The organism is Slackia exigua ATCC 700122 (assembly GCF_000162875.1).
GTDB classification, from domain to species: Bacteria; Actinomycetota; Coriobacteriia; order Coriobacteriales; family Eggerthellaceae; genus Slackia; species Slackia exigua.
Genome location: NZ_GG700630.1, coordinates 670998 through 685625 on the forward strand (window position 1 = coordinate 670998; position 14628 = coordinate 685625).

Consider the following 14628-nt stretch of genomic DNA (forward strand, 5'->3'; position numbering starts at 1 on the left):
GCGACAGCCCTCCCCTTTCGCGAGGGCTTTTCCCTATAACGACGGCTTTCCCTTTATTCCGTGCGACTCCGCGCGCGGCGAAGACGTGCGCATGCTTCCCGCGTATAATCCCGGAATCCGAGAATCCAATCCCGGAGCCTGGAAATCCGTGCGACTCCGCGCATACGAACGAAAAAGGATCGAGATCGCCATGAACATCAAGCCCGTCATCTTCGGTGGAGACATCCTCGCCTACTCCTACGCGCGCTGCATGCACGAGGCCTACGGCGTGCGCAGCCTTGTGATCTGCTCGAACGATGTCAAGATGGTCACCTCGTCGAAGTTCCTCGATGCGATCGTCGACCACGGGATCGAAGACACCGCCTATCTGCTCGGCCTGGCGAAGAAGACCGTCGCGCAGGTAGCGGCCGCAGGCGATATTCCCGTGCTGCTCGGGTCGGGCGACTGGTACGCGCGCTTTCTCTGCGAATACCAAGACGAACTCATCGCGGCATGCGGCGAAGACGCGCGATGCGTCGTGCCGTACCTGCCCTTGGAGAAGTTCGAAAGCATCATGCATAAAGACGAATTCTACGCCGCCTGCGATCGCGCCGGCGTCGATCGTCCGCTGACCTTCGAGCTGGACATGTCCACGGCGACCGAGCTGCCGTCCGACGAGGAGCTCGGACTCGGCGGCTATCCCATCATCTGCAAGCCTTCCGACTCCGCAGCCTGGCATTATGCGGAATTCCCCGGCAAAGAGAAGGTTGCCGAGATCGCCGATCGCGCCGGTCTCGAGAAGATGTTCGAGGCCATCAAAGGCTCGTCCTACAAAGGAGGGCTGCTCCTGCAGGACCGCATCCCCGGCGACGACACCGTCATCTACAGCATCACGGTCTTCTGCGACCGCGGCGACGTGCGCATCATCTGCGTCGGCCATGTGCTGCTTCAGGATCACGACCCCTCGGCGCTCGGCAATCCCGTCTGCATCATGAGCACCGTGGACGAGCCGTGCCACCGGCATCTGATCGATGCGGCGACACGCCTGGTCAAGGAATTCGATTATCACGGCTACGGCAATTTCGACGTCATGTACGACGCGCGCAGCGACACGTATCGGTTCCTCGAGATGAACGCCCGCCCCGGACGCAACTCCTACTACCTCACGCTTGCAGGGGAGAACTTCGTCAAGCCGATCGTCGAGCAGTTCGTGGAGGGAAAGACCGTCGCCAAGCGCGACCTCGACCGCCCGTTCCTGTTCAAGGTCGTGCCGACCAAGCTCGTGCGCGACTACGTGGACGAACCGCTCAAATCGAAGGCGCTCGCGCTCGTCGCGCGCAAGGCGCATGGCTGCCCTACCTTCGGCGCGCGCGACACCTTCGCGCACTGGCTCTGGAGCCATATCACGTATTTCCATTACCTGACGAAGTTCCCGAAGCACTACCTCAAGTAGCGGAGGGCGCGGTTTGGAAGAATCCGCACTTCGTAGTCCTCGAAAGGCGATCGGAAGCCCCGCCGAGCCCGTGGACCCCGCCGAAATCTAGGCGAGCTCGTCGGCTTTCCCCGACCGATCGGCTGCGCCGGTCCCGTCGGGCGCGTCGGATCCGCCTGCTCCATCGGCCGTATCGGCCGCGCCGGATTCGTCTGCTCCATCGGGCGCATCGGATTCGCCCGCTTCGCCGGACGCATCGGATTCGCCGGACGCATCCGCCCCGGCCTCTTCGTCGTCATGATGGTGGGCTATAGGGCCGCGACGCCGGTTGTAGTGATGGCGCAGCACCGGTTCGAAGATGCCGAGACGCAGCAGGATGGCGAACGATGCCGCCGCAAGCACGACGAAGACGATCAGCGCCTTGATGCCCGAGAGGTTGGAGATGACGAACGCGCCGAACGCGAGCATCGCCGTCCAGCCGTAGACGATCAGCACCGACTTACGCACCGAGTACCCTTCGCGCAGGAGCTTGTGGTGCAGGTGCTTCGCATCGGCCTGCTGGATAGGCTGATGGTTATGCACGCGCCTGATGATGGCGACGAGCGTATCCGCGATGGGAATGGCCGCGATGACGATGGTCGCGACCATGACCACGAGCGTGGACGAGCGGATGACGCCCAGAAGCGAGATGACGCCGAGCATGGCGCCGAGGAACAGCGATCCCGAATCCCCCATGAAGATGCTCGCGGGATTGAAGTTGTAACGCAAGAACCCGAGGCAGGCGCCCAGGAGCACGACAGCGAACATGGCGACTTCGAGGCGGAGCTTGCCCATACCGATGAAGAAGAGCGTGAGCGCGGCGATGCCGACGATGCCCGCGGCCAGACCATCGAGGCCATCCACGAGATTGATAACGTTCATGAACGCCACCAGGTAGAACACCGTCAGCGGATACGAAAGCCAACCGAATTCGATATAGCCCGCCCCGAGAGGGTTGTTGATCGACGAAAGCAGAACCCCGGACGCGGCGATGATGGAAGCACCGACGATCTGGCCGAGCAGCTTCGTCGAGGGCTTGAGGGACTTCACGTCGTCGACGGCGCCGACGAGCATCGTGACCGCGAGACCGACGAGCACGCCCTTGTAATTGACCGCAAGCACCCAGGACGAGCGCTCGAAACCATGCCAGTTCAGCAGATGCTCGGCGAAGACTTCGAATACGAGCGCCCCGATCACGCCGACGAACATGGCGACGCCGCCCATGCGCGCGACGGGAATCGTGTTGACGCGGCGCGCGCCTGGATAGTCGATCGCGTTCAGGCGGAACGCGAGCCGCTTGACGACGGGGACCATCAGCAGCGTCACCGCGAGGGAGATGACGCCCAACACCAGAAGGTGCCCGATATTTGCGCTGATAATCACCTAGTTGCGTTTCTCGTAGAATTCGACGGCGGCCTTGATGTCGCCCTCGAAGATGTTGCCGCCCTGCTCAAGCACGATGCCGCGCTTGCAGAATTCCTTTGCTGAGCTAGACGAATGCGTGACGAACAGCACCGTGACGCGCGAGTCCGAGATGATTTCGCGCACGCGTGCGAGGCACTTGCGCTGGAACCGGCGGTCGCCGACGGACAGCGCCTCGTCGACAACGAGGATGTCCGGTGCGATGGAGCTCGCGAACGCGAAGCCGAGACGCGCCTTCATGCCGCTCGAATACGTGCGCATAGGCTGGTCGATATAGTCGCCCAGCTCGGCGAACTCGATGATCTTAGGTTCGAGGTCGCGCAGATCCTGGTTGGAAAGCCCCCAGAGCTGCCCGCGCAGCGCGATGTTCTCGCGGCCGCTAAGCTGGTAATCGAAGCCGGCGGAAAGCTCGAGCAGGGCGCTTACGCGGCCATGCACGGTGACGCGGCCGTGCGTCGGATACGCGACGCCGGTGATGATCTTGAGCGCCGTCGACTTGCCGGCGCCGTTGCTGCCCAGAAACGCGACGGCCTCGCCGCGATGAATCGTGAACGAAAGGTCTTTGTTGGCGAGGATCTCCTTGTAGGGAATCCTCTTAGAGAACGTGGCCGCGAAGCGCGCCTTGTCGCTCGAGAACAGCTTGTACATCTTGGTGACGTGCTCGAACCGAATGGCCACATCGGCTGCGGAATCCTCGTCACGTACCGCAGAGGGGACGACGAATTCCTCGGGCACGGCGATGGCTGCTTCGTTAGAGGACATCGGCCACGTCCTTCCTGAGCTTCTTGTAGTTCCACAGCATGACGACGAGCGTCAGAGCGAATGCGATGAGGAAGGGCACGAGCAGCGACGGCTTGTCCCACAACCAGTACTTATCGCACAGGCAGGCGCGAAACGCCTCGCAGAAGAACGTGACGGGGTTGAATGCGAGGATCTTGGTGACCGTGTGATACGGAAGGTTGCTCAGATTGTAGATGACGCCCGAGATCCAGAAGAGCGGTTGGGTCGCGGCCTTCAGAAGATTGAGGAAGTCCTTGCTCAAGGCCGACAACCCCGAGACCATGACCGAGAACATCGTCCAGAACACGAGCATGAGCAGCGACACGGGCACGAGCTGCAACGCGTAGACGGACAGCGCATACCCCTTCACGACGCACGCGATCAGCAGCAGAGCCATGAGCATCAGGAAGATGATGAACTGCGAAAGCGCATAGAACAGCGATATGGACGAGAGCGGGAAATGGATGCGGTTCACGAGGAACGGATAGCGCCGGTATATGTTGGCGCCGGTGTTGAGCAGGTCGCTCATGAAGAACCAGGGAATGAGGCCGCAGGACAGCCAGAGGATGTACGGGTATTCCGTAACGCCGCTCGAGGCGCGTAGGCCCAGCTCAAGGGCGAACCAGAAGACCGCGATATACGTTACGGGCTTCACGAGCAGCCAAATCCAGCCCAGAACGGCGCCGCGCACGGTCTTGTGCAGGTCGATCACCGCGAGGTTCATGATTTGGTTGCGCCACTGCCAGTTCTCCTGCAGTATCTCACGCAATGTATTGAGCATATGCCGCCGTTCAAACGTGCCCAAGGCGCAAGGCGCCCCCGTCATTTCATAGCTTATGAATGATAGCATTACCGACGCGGAGCGTGAGCATTTGCAATGCATCTGCAATTCTGCCGTGCATGCGGAACGTATATTAGAATGAACCGTGCGCCCGGCGCCTCGTGCGCGGGCGATTCCTTCGAACGCCGCCGGAACGGAGCGTCATGCCAGATTTCATCTCTAAACTCAATCAAAGCGCATCGCAGCTCGCGCGGCAGGCCGCGGCCCTCAAAACCCAGGCCGGAGACCTCGCCGGAGCCGCATTCGAAGCCGCATCGCGCACCGAATCCGAACGCGGGGGCGAACCCGGCACGGACGCGCGCTACGCCTACGAGACCCCTCTGCCCGACATCCCCGTCGAAGCGTCGACGGCATCGACCATCCCCCAGCCGATCGACGGCGTCGCGACCGGCGCCGCCCCCGACGCGCGCGCCTGCACGAATTCCCACGGGGAGAACATCGCCTTCATCGTCGATTCGTGCTGCGACGTGGTGCCGGCCTATAAAGAGAAGTACCCGGTCTTCGTCGTCCCGATGCTCATCAACTACCGCGAGGAATCGTTCCTCGACCGCGAGACCATCTCGCCCGCCGAGGTCTTCGCGCGCTTCGACGAGGAGATCCCCAAGACGTCCACGCCGACGCCCGCCTACGTGCATCGGGCTTTCGAGCGGGTCGAAGCCGCCGGCTTCACGCACGTGATCTGTGTGACCATTTCGTCGGGCCTTTCGTCCACGCATGCGATCTTCGAAACGGTTTCGCTCAACTTTCCTCATCTGACGTGCGAAATCATCGACACGCTCAACATAGGCGTCGGTTCGGGCATGACGGCGATGCGCGCGATGGAGCTCTTCGAGCAGGACGTCGCGTTCGCCGATATCGCGCGACGGGCGCGCCGCGTCGCCGCCCAGACGCGCATATTCATCCTGCCCGACACCCTCGAATACCTGTACAAGGGAGGGCGTATCGGAAAGGCCGTCTATTCGCTCGGAAGCGCGCTCAACCTGCGCCCGCTTATCACCTGCACCCCGAACGACGGCACGTATGCGGTCATCGGGAAGGCGCGCGGACGCAAGAAATCCATCGCGAAGCTCGTCGAGCTTGCGCAGAAAGGCGTCGATGCGCCGCGGCGCTATCGCGTGGCCATGGCCGAAGGCATCGCGCGCGAGGAACTCGACGCCCTGCTCGCGCGCGCCCAGGAGTACTTCCCCGATGCGACCGAGGTCATCGATGCCGGAAGCCTCTCTCCCGCGCTCGTCGTGCATACCGGCCCGGGCCTGCTCGGCATCGTCGTGCAGAACCTCGACGAGCAGCCCGGCCTATAGAACCATCCATCCCGCAACGCACACCTGATAGAAAGGCGAACACCTCATGGCGGAATTCATCTACCAGATGTACCAGGCGCGCAAGGCGCACGGCGACAAGGTCATCCTGGACGACGTCACGATGGCGTTCTACCCCGGCGCCAAGATCGGCGTCGTAGGTCCGAACGGCATGGGCAAGTCCACGCTGCTCAAGATCATGGCGGGCATGGAAGAGGTCTCCAACGGAGACGCACGCCTCACCCCAGGCTACAGCGTGGGCATCCTCGAGCAGGAACCGCCGCTCGACGAGACGAAGAACGTCTACGAGAACGTCGAGGCCGCCTTCGGCGAGACGCTCGCCAAGGTCTCGCGCTTCAACGAGATCGGCATGCTCATGGGCGAGCCCGATGCCGACTTCGACGCGCTCATGGCCGAGATGGGCCGGCTCCAGGATGAAATCGACGCGGTGAACGGCTGGGATCTGGACAGCCAGATCACGCAGGCCATGGATGCGCTTCAGTGCCCCGACCCCGAAGCGCCCATCGATATCCTCTCGGGCGGGGAACGCCGCCGCGTCGCGCTCTGCAAGCTGCTGCTCGAAGCACCCGACCTGCTGCTGCTCGACGAGCCCACCAACCATCTGGACGCCGAATCGGTGCTGTGGCTCGAGCAGTTCCTGAAGAACTATCAGGGCGCCGTCCTCGCCGTCACGCACGACCGCTACTTCCTGGACAACGTCGCGGAATGGATCTGCGAAGTCGACCGCGGAACGCTCTACCCCTACAAGGGCAACTACTCGACCTACCTCGAGACGAAGGCCGCGCGCCTCGCCGCGCAGGGCCAGCAGGCCGAGAAGCGCGCGAAGAAGATGCGCTCCGAGCTCGAATGGGTGCGCAGCTCTCCGAAGGCCCGCCAGGCGAAGAACAAGGCCCGCCTCGAACGCTACGAGCAGATGGCGCGCGAAGCCGCGGCCGCGCAGCGCAACGTCGACTACACCGACATCCATATCCCCGCAGGCCCGCGTCTCGGCAACAAGGTCATCGTCGCGGAGCACCTGCATAAGGCGTTCGGCGACCGCGTGCTCATCGACGATCTGTCCTTCAATCTGCCGCGCAACGGCATCGTCGGCGTGATCGGCCCGAACGGCGTCGGCAAGTCGACCCTGTTCAAGATGATCGTCGGCAAGGAGGGCGTCACGGGCGGATCGCTCGAGATCGGCGAGACCGTCAAGATCTCGTACGTCGACCAGATGCGCGCCGGGCTCGACGCGAGCAAGAACGTCTGGGAAGTGGTTTCGGACGGCAACGACTACATGATCGTCGGCGAGTCCGAGATACCGAGCCGCGCCTATGTGAGCGCGTTCGGCTTCAAGGGATCCGACCAGCAGAAGCCTTCGGACGTCCTGTCCGGCGGCGAGCGGAACCGCCTGAACCTCGCGCTCACGCTCAAAGAGGGCGGCAATCTGCTGCTGCTCGACGAACCCACCAACGACCTGGATACCGAAACGCTCGAAGGCCTCGAGGAAGCGCTGCTCGCGTTCCCCGGCTGCGCGGTCATCACCTCGCACGACCGCTGGTTCCTCGATCGCATCGCCACGCATATCCTGGCCTGGGAAGGAACCGACGAGAACCCTGGAGCCTGGCATTGGTTCGAAGGCAATTTCGCCGATTACCAGGCAAACCGCACGGAACGCCTGGGCGTCGAGGCCGCCAAGCCCCACCGCTTGCACCGCAAGCTCACGCGCGACTGAGGCTGCAGGGGAATCCGTCCGTCAGGCGGCATGCCGCAAGAAGCAGGATAGGGCCAGGGCCGATCGTACGGGGCCGGCCCTTCGACGCTACGGCCGCATTGCCTACGCCTTGGGCTCGGTCGCCTCGACGAGGGCGACGAGCTCGTCGCGCGCATGGACGTCGAGCTTGCGATAGATATGCTTGATATGGGTCTTCACCGTATCCTTCGAGATGAAGAGCTCGTTTTGGATCTGCGGACCCGTCTTTCCCGAAGCGAGCATCGCAAGGATCTCGGCTTCCCGCGGAGAGAGCGCATGATCGGCCGCCGTCGTGGCGCATCGGCGCATGAGGTCTTCCTGGGCACCGACCTCCTCGATGTCTCCGTCGTCGCGCAGCGAGACTCCCCAGCGCGTGAAAAGGTCCTTCTCGCTTGCGAACAGGATGGTCGCAACGATGACCATGGCGACGGTGATGGAGCCTATGATCAGGCTCGCCGTCTCAGGATTGGCGATCAGGGCCTCGATGCCGACGGAGGCCTTGCGCCCTATGATCGTAGCCAAGGCACGCACGCCGCGCTCTATCCCGAACAGCCAGAGCGCCGACATACCGTAGCGATACGACATCGAAGCCATCAGCAGCATGATGAGCACCGAGAACGCCGCATAGCCTGCCATGGCGCAGAAGTTGGAGACCTGCGCGTTGAACCAGCCGAAGGCCGGAAGCACGAGAAACGCGCATGCCATCAGCGGCAATGCCACGCGATAGAGCGTGGCGAACTGGAAGCTGCGCCCCTGGCGATAGATGAGCAGGAACAGCAGGACCCCCATGGCCAACGTCCCGAACGCGGAATGGGGGCCGAACCCGCTCGAATACTGGCTCGATTCGCGCAGCCCGAACGCGAACGCATAGACGGCCATGAGCAGCGTCGGCTTCCACGGAAACGAGAAGCGTCTGTCGGAGGCATGGCTGCGCTCCTCGGGCGCAAGCGATATGTTCGCGATGGAAAGCATGAACAGCGACGCGAGCGGAAGCAGCATGCAGGTTCCGAACAGCCACGGCGCCTGCAGCCCTCGGCAGAAGTAGATCACGAGCGCCGCCGCGACGATGGAAGCGCAGTAATACAGACCGACGCGAAACGGGCTCAGGCACGCATAGAGCTCCGACCAAAGCAGGATGATGACCGCCGTGCCCATGCCGCCGACGATCGTCGCCGGAAGGGCCAGGGCCGATGCGAAGGAAGGATTGAAGACGGTCGTCCATCCAAACGCCGTGCCCGCAAGCATCAGCCCTGCCGCGGCCCCGTACGCCCAGCCTCGTTCGGACAGAGGCTCGAGGCGCCTATGGAAGGCGGCGCCGAGGAACAGCACGGCGATCATGGCCGCATCGTAGGCGTTATGCCCTGCGAAGGCATAGAAGGGAAAATCCACGAACGAGCCCACGAACACGAGCTCGATCCACGCTCGATACATGCCGAGCCCGATGAATGCGAGCGGGACATAGGGCAGCTTGTCGACGATCCACGCGCCAGGAAGCCTCGTTCCCGACGCAATCGCATACGATTCGAGCAGATCGGGATCGGCGATTTCGGTCGCATCCCTTCCCATCCCGCATCACCCTCTCGTGGCCAAGGTTCGAAGCATCCATTGAAACCCCATCGTCGTCCCATGTCAAGCGAGGGTGATAGGGAACGGGTGATGCAAATACCCCCTGGACGGACCCCGCAGGGGGAAAGACCGCGCATCCCCCGCGGCGTAGCATGGCAGGCATCGAAGCGCGGCGTCGCACATGGCATGAAGCCGTCTGGAGGGACGGCGGCGGCGCACGATGCTTCCGGATTCCGCGCCGATCGCGGATACGAGAAAGGGAATGGGTCATGGAACAGGGAATCAGCAGACGCAGCCTCTTCAAGTTCGGCGGCATCGCGGCCATCGGAGCGGCGGGAGCAGGCGCGCTGGCAGGATGCGGCACGACGGAATCGGTGCCTGCCGGGCAGGCGATGGCGGACGTCACCACCGCCGCCGGGCACAACCGGTCGGGGCTGCCTTCGTTCTTCGATAAGCCGGCGCCCATCAAGGATGTCGCCGAGACCAAGGATTACGACATCGTCGTCATCGGCGCCGGCGCCCCGGGCGTCCCCTGCGCGCTCGCCGCGGCCGAAGCAGGCGCCAAAGTCGCGCTTATCCAGAAAGAAGCGACGGCATCGGCCTACGGCAATTCAGGATCGGGCATCGATTACGAGAACAGCGATCCGGCCGACGTGGCCGCGCTCGTGAACGTCCTCATGAAAGACTCGCAGCATCGCCCCAACCGCAAGCTTCTCGAGATGTGGGCCCGCATGTCGGGCGAAGCGGTCAAATGGGTCGTCGATCGTGCGGCGGAAGGCGGCGCGCAGGTCATCGACCAGGGCAACGAGCAGCATAAGCCGCTGCTCGCCAAAACCGGCTACAACCTGAGCTTCGTGACCTCGTACTTCGGTCCCAAGCCCTACACGACGGCCGAAGGCATGGCCGCGCTCTGCACGGTGGCCGAGAAGGCCGGCGTCGAGATCTTCTACAGCACGCCCGCCGAGCAGCTCGTCCAAGACGACGCCGGCAAGGTGACGGGCGTCATCGCCAAGAGCGGGGATTCCCATATCCAGTTCAATGCGTCCAAGGGCGTCGTCATGGCGACCGGCGACTACCAGAACGACACCGAGATGCTCTACTACTACCTGCCCGACATGCGGTACATGGCTCCCAAGCAGTCAGGACGCACCGGCGACGGCCAGAAGATGGTCGTCTGGGCAGGCGGCTGCATGGAAAACCTCAACCACACCAAGATGCTCCACGACTTCGACGCCGGCCCCGCTTCGATGTGCGACATGCCCTTCCTGCGCACCAAGCTCGACGGCACGCGCTTCTGCAACGAAACCGTCGAGATGTCGCTCATGAACTGCTACCTGCTCGGTGAGAAAGACCAGGGCAGCTACACCCAGGTGTTCGACAGCGCCTATATGGACAAGGCCGCATCGTTCCCCGGCAAGCTCATCGATCCCGAGGCCATCCGGACCTGGATGCCCGAGGAAAACGTCGAGCGTACGGGCGTCATCGAAGGCTACCTCAACACTTACAAGGCCGACACGCTCGAAGAGCTGGCGAAGAAGCTCGAAGTCACCGATGCCGACGCGTTCGTGGCGACCGTCAAGCGCTTCAACGAGCTCTGCGACGCAGGCGCCGACGAGGACTTCGGCCTGCCCAAGGAATACCTGCAGAAGATCGACACCCCGCCCTACTACGGCATCCACCGTCACGTGCGCATGAGCGCCATCGCCTCCGGCGGCGTCGTCGTCGACGAGAACCTGCAGTGCCTCACGCCCGAAGGCGCCCCGATCGAGGGCCTCTACGCCATCGGCAACGTGGCGGGCGGCTTCTACGGCGGCGTCGATTATCCGCTCACGGTCTTCGGACTCAACCTGGGCCACAACTACACCCAGGGTTACGTGGTCGGAAAGGCCCTGGCCGCGAAGTAGGTACGCCTCGAAAGCCTTCCCTCCCCTCCTTCTTCCATGCGCGCCCCCGCCGGCTCATCCGAACCGCGGGGGCGCGCCCATGCCGAGCATGAGAGAATCGATAGAGACTTTTTCGCGCAAGGGCCGCACATTTCGAGCGGTCCTTGCGTTGTAGTAGGTAGAGGAGGTGATGGGATGCCGAGAAGCGATTCTGGACGCCTGGATCCGGAACGGGCGCGCACGATCGTGGAGGAATGCTACGGCGAGGTGCTGGCATACTGCAGGCGCCACGCGCCGGCGGGATGCGAGGCGGCCGATCTCGCGCAGGAGACGTTCCTTCGATTCGCGCGCTCGCATGGCTATCGCGAGCGCGGCAAGCCCATCGCATACCTCATGCGCATCGCACGAAGCACATGCGTGGACGCAAGCCGACGCAAGAGGCTCGAAACCGTGCGCCTCGACTTCGACGTGGCAGCGCGCGAAAGCGACGAACGGGAAGCGGCGCTCGACGAGGCGCTTGCGAAGCTGCCCGATGGCTTGCGTGAAGCGGTGGAGTTGCGATTCGGAGCGGGCCTCGGCGTGAACGACGTGGCACGCGGGCTTGGAATCAGCCGCTTTTCAGCCAGACGGCGCATCAACGCCGCGCTGAAGGCGCTGAGAAAAGAATTGGAAGAAGGTGACGCGCATGGTCGGAATTGACGAAAACGGGCTCGAAACCGAGCTCATGCGCCATTACGCCGCGCAACGAGAGGCTCCTGCGGCCGAGAGGCTCTATGAGCTCGCATGCCTGATGGCGAAGGAAGGCGCTCGCGTTTCCGAAGCCCCTGCGCGCCGCCTGGGCGATGCGGGCTTCGTCGCCGCCCAGGTTCGCTTCGTGCCTCCGTGGTCATGGGGCGCGCAGCTCGTCATCGTCACGCTCATGGTCTGGTCGGCGCTTTCCTGCGGAAACGCAGCGCCTGTACGCTGGGCGGTAGGGCTGATGTCGGCCGCCTCGGTGCTCGTGTGCGTGCCGCCGCTTTTTTCAAGCAGCCAGCATGGCGTGATCGAACTCGAATGCGCATGCCGCTACAACGCCGCCCGCGTGCTGGCCGCGCGGCTTATCGTCCTCGGATGCTCATGCGCGCTCGCCGTCGCGCTCATGGTGGCCGGCACATCCGTCGCGACGGGAATCGGAGCGCTTTCCGTCACCCTCTGGGCCTGTCCGCCCTACTTCTGCTCGTGCGCGGGAACCCTTGCCATCCTCCGTCGTGCGAGGACGCCGCATGCGGTCGTGTCTTCGATCGCCTGGATCGCCGTTATCTGTTCGGCATTGCTCGCGATATCGATCGCGTTCCCCGGCATATACGGCCCGGCTGCGCTCGCCATCTGGGGGCTTGCCGCCGCCGCCGCGCTCGCGTGGCTCGTGCGCGAGGCGCTTCTCGCCCTGCGATCGGCGGCGGGCGGGCTCGACTCCTTCGCGCCGCATATCGCATCGACTTGCAATTAGGGAAGGAGCATCCTCATGGAACTCACGTTGGACAGGCTGACCAAGCAGTTCGGGGCGCGCATCGCCGTGGACCGCGTGTCGGCCACGCTCTCTCCTGGCGTCATCGGACTGCTCGGAGCCAACGGCGCGGGCAAGACGACGCTCATGCGCATGATCTGCGATGTGCTCCGGCCGACGGGCGGACAGATCCTGCTCGATGGCCGCGATATCGCGGAGCTGGATGACGGATACCGGACCCTTCTCGGCTATCTGCCGCAAGACTTCGGATACTACCCGAACTTCACCGCCCTCGACTTCATGCGCTACATGGCGGCCCTTAAAGGTTTCGACGGCCGCGACGGGCGAAAGCGCGGCATGCTCCTTTTGGAAGAGGTCGGCCTTGGCGACGACGCGCGGCGCAAGGTGAAGACCTTCTCCGGCGGCATGAAGCAGCGCCTGGGAATAGCGCAGGCGATGATAAACGACCCTGCGATACTCGTGCTCGATGAACCGACAGCGGGCCTCGATCCCAAAGAGCGCGTACGCTTTCGAAACCTCATCGCCGGCTTTGCGCAGAACAAGATCGTGATCCTCTCCACCCATATCGTGAGCGACGTTGAATTCATCGCCAGTCGCATCCTGGTGATGCGAAAAGGCGCCTTCGTGCTCGACGGAACACCCGAGCAGATCGTCGCGCGGGCGCGGGGCAAAGTATGGGAATGCCACATCGGCGCGAGCCGCGTCGAACCCATGACCGAACGCATGGCCGTCGCCAATGTGCGCTACGCCGCCGACGGCCACGCCGTGGTGCGCGTGGTGGCCGATGCCGCGCCTGTACCGGACGCCCGGCTCGTGGAACCGACGCTCGAGGATCTGTATTTGGACGTATTCCGCGACGCAACGACGAGATAGGAAGATGACTGCGATGAGAACCCTCGTCACCTATGAGATCAAGAAGATTCTCGACAATCGCGCTGGCATGGCGGCATGCATCATCGTGTGGATCCTGCTCGTCGCGATCGCCGTGGCGAACATCATGACTGCGGGAGCACGCGACGGCGACACCGGCGCATGGATGGAAGGGATAGCGGCGCACCAGGCCGTTCGCGAGAACGAGCAGGCGAAGGCCGGAGTGCTCGACGACGCGCGGATATCCGCCGACCTCGCCGCCTACGACCAGGCGCTCGCCCGCTGGGATGAAATGGCCTCGGAACTGAACAGCATGAGCAGCGAAGAGATCATCGAGCGATACGGCATCGAATTCTGGCACGACGTGCATAAAGTGGTTGTAAGCTCCTATTACCAGCGGCTCGACACCGTTCTCGCCCTCGATGCCCAAGGCACGCGGGCACGCAGCCTCGAAGAAGGGTCGAAAACCGCGATCGAGCACGAGCTTTCGGGCAACTACCTCGGGTTCTTCCCCTATACCCAGGCCGAACACGACTACTGGACGGAAAAGGCCGAAAAAGTCTCCTGGCCCATTGAATACGGCTATGCCGGCGCATGGGACGGCATTTTCAACTGGATGAGCTTCTATGCGCTCGTCATCCTCGCCGCCGCCATCGCGGTATCGGGCGTGTACGCGGGAGAGTATCAGAATCGCACAGCGGCCGTCGTCTTGCCGACAAGAAACGGAACATGCATGCTGCCGCTAGCGAAGACGACCGCGGCTCTGGCGTTCGTATCGACGTACTATCTGCTGTGCGTCGGCAGCATATGCGGCATCTATCTCGCGATGCTCGGTCCGGACGGCGCAGGGCTGCCCTGCCAGATATTCGACTTCGCGAGTCCCTACCCGTATTCCGTCGGAGCGGTCTGCGGTCTCTGCCTGCTGGTCGGATACGTCGTCTGCCTGGGCGCGACCGCGTTCACGCTGTTGCTTTCCTCGAAGCTGCGCTCCGTCATGCCCGTGGCCGTGGTTCCTCTTGCCGTCACCCTCCTCGGTATTCTAGGCAAACTCATCACCCCCCTGGCCAAGATCGCAGACCTTACGCCTATGACCGGCTTCAACGATATGTTCTCCGCCATGGTGAGCTATGCCGTAGGCCCGATCGTATTCGATCTGCCTTCCATGCTGGCGCTGCTCTACGGCGCGCTGCTCGCGGCCTGCATGCCTCTATCCATACGCACGTTCAGGCGACATCAGGTGATGTAGATAACCGCCGCCGTGCGG

12 protein-coding genes are annotated in these 14628 nt (G+C 63.2%); 8 read left to right on the forward strand and 4 right to left on the reverse strand.

The window, feature by feature from the left end:
* Window positions 1–190: 190 nt before the first annotated feature.
* Window positions 191–1432 (forward strand): carboxylate--amine ligase, encoded by a 1242-nt coding sequence (locus tag HMPREF0762_RS02950; protein WP_006361915.1) that lies wholly within the window; start codon window positions 191–193, stop codon window positions 1430–1432.
* 87 nt (window positions 1433–1519) lie between these two features.
* On the opposite strand, the gene HMPREF0762_RS02955 is transcribed toward HMPREF0762_RS02950, so the two are convergent.
* Genes HMPREF0762_RS02955 through HMPREF0762_RS02965 form a run of 3 tightly spaced genes read right to left on the reverse strand, consistent with a single transcriptional unit; the run spans window position 1520 to window position 4433 of the window.
* On the reverse strand, window positions 1520–2833 hold the full coding sequence (locus HMPREF0762_RS02955) for an undecaprenyl-phosphate alpha-N-acetylglucosaminyl 1-phosphate transferase (RefSeq protein WP_006361916.1): 1314 nt from the start codon (window positions 2831–2833) through the stop codon (window positions 1520–1522).
* The gene (locus HMPREF0762_RS02960; RefSeq protein WP_006361917.1) at window positions 2834–3634 is read right to left on the reverse strand and encodes an ABC transporter ATP-binding protein; all 801 of its coding nucleotides are present in this window, start codon (window positions 3632–3634) and stop codon (window positions 2834–2836) included.
* On the reverse strand, window positions 3624–4433 hold the full coding sequence (locus HMPREF0762_RS02965; protein WP_009079407.1) for an ABC transporter permease: 810 nt from the start codon (window positions 4431–4433) through the stop codon (window positions 3624–3626). Before HMPREF0762_RS02965 ends, HMPREF0762_RS02960 begins: the two co-directional genes overlap by 11 nt.
* 203 nt (window positions 4434–4636) lie before the next feature.
* Between HMPREF0762_RS02965 and HMPREF0762_RS02970 the strand changes: the two genes are divergently transcribed.
* Together HMPREF0762_RS02970 and ettA are read left to right on the forward strand one after the other, a co-directional pair.
* Window positions 4637–5794 carry a DegV family protein gene (locus HMPREF0762_RS02970; RefSeq protein ID WP_006361920.1) on the forward strand — a complete coding sequence of 386 codons (1158 nt, stop codon included), beginning with the start codon at window positions 4637–4639 and terminating at the stop codon, window positions 5792–5794.
* 46 nt (window positions 5795–5840) lie between these two features.
* Complete coding sequence (gene ettA, locus HMPREF0762_RS02975) at window positions 5841–7523, forward strand: energy-dependent translational throttle protein EttA (RefSeq protein ID WP_006361921.1); 1683 nt, start codon at window positions 5841–5843, stop codon at window positions 7521–7523.
* 102 nt (window positions 7524–7625) lie between these two features.
* Here ettA and HMPREF0762_RS02980 read toward each other — a convergent pair whose 3' ends face one another.
* Window positions 7626–9107, reverse strand: a complete 1482-nt coding sequence (locus HMPREF0762_RS02980; protein ID WP_006361922.1) for a helix-turn-helix transcriptional regulator — start codon at window positions 9105–9107, stop codon at window positions 7626–7628.
* Window positions 9108–9376: 269 nt separating this feature from the next.
* Between HMPREF0762_RS02980 and HMPREF0762_RS02985 the strand changes: the two genes are divergently transcribed.
* The 5 genes from HMPREF0762_RS02985 to HMPREF0762_RS03005 all read left to right on the forward strand — a co-directional run bounded on the left by HMPREF0762_RS02985 (window position 9377) and on the right by HMPREF0762_RS03005 (window position 14610).
* Window positions 9377–11011: an FAD-dependent oxidoreductase gene (locus HMPREF0762_RS02985; protein WP_006361923.1), complete on the forward strand. Its 1635-nt coding sequence runs from the start codon at window positions 9377–9379 to the stop codon at window positions 11009–11011.
* Window positions 11012–11185: 174 nt separating this feature from the next.
* Window positions 11186–11689 carry an RNA polymerase sigma factor gene (locus HMPREF0762_RS02990; RefSeq protein ID WP_006361924.1) on the forward strand — a complete coding sequence of 168 codons (504 nt, stop codon included), beginning with the start codon at window positions 11186–11188 and terminating at the stop codon, window positions 11687–11689.
* Window positions 11676–12476: a hypothetical protein gene (locus HMPREF0762_RS02995; protein ID WP_006361925.1), complete on the forward strand. Its 801-nt coding sequence runs from the start codon at window positions 11676–11678 to the stop codon at window positions 12474–12476. Before HMPREF0762_RS02990 ends, HMPREF0762_RS02995 begins: the two co-directional genes overlap by 14 nt.
* 15 nt (window positions 12477–12491) lie before the next feature.
* Window positions 12492–13367 (forward strand): ABC transporter ATP-binding protein, encoded by an 876-nt coding sequence (locus tag HMPREF0762_RS03000; protein ID WP_006361926.1) that lies wholly within the window; start codon window positions 12492–12494, stop codon window positions 13365–13367.
* Window positions 13368–13380: 13 nt separating this feature from the next.
* Window positions 13381–14610 carry an ABC transporter gene (locus HMPREF0762_RS03005; RefSeq protein WP_115314201.1) on the forward strand — a complete coding sequence of 410 codons (1230 nt, stop codon included), beginning with the start codon at window positions 13381–13383 and terminating at the stop codon, window positions 14608–14610.
* Window positions 14611–14628 lie beyond the last annotated feature (18 nt).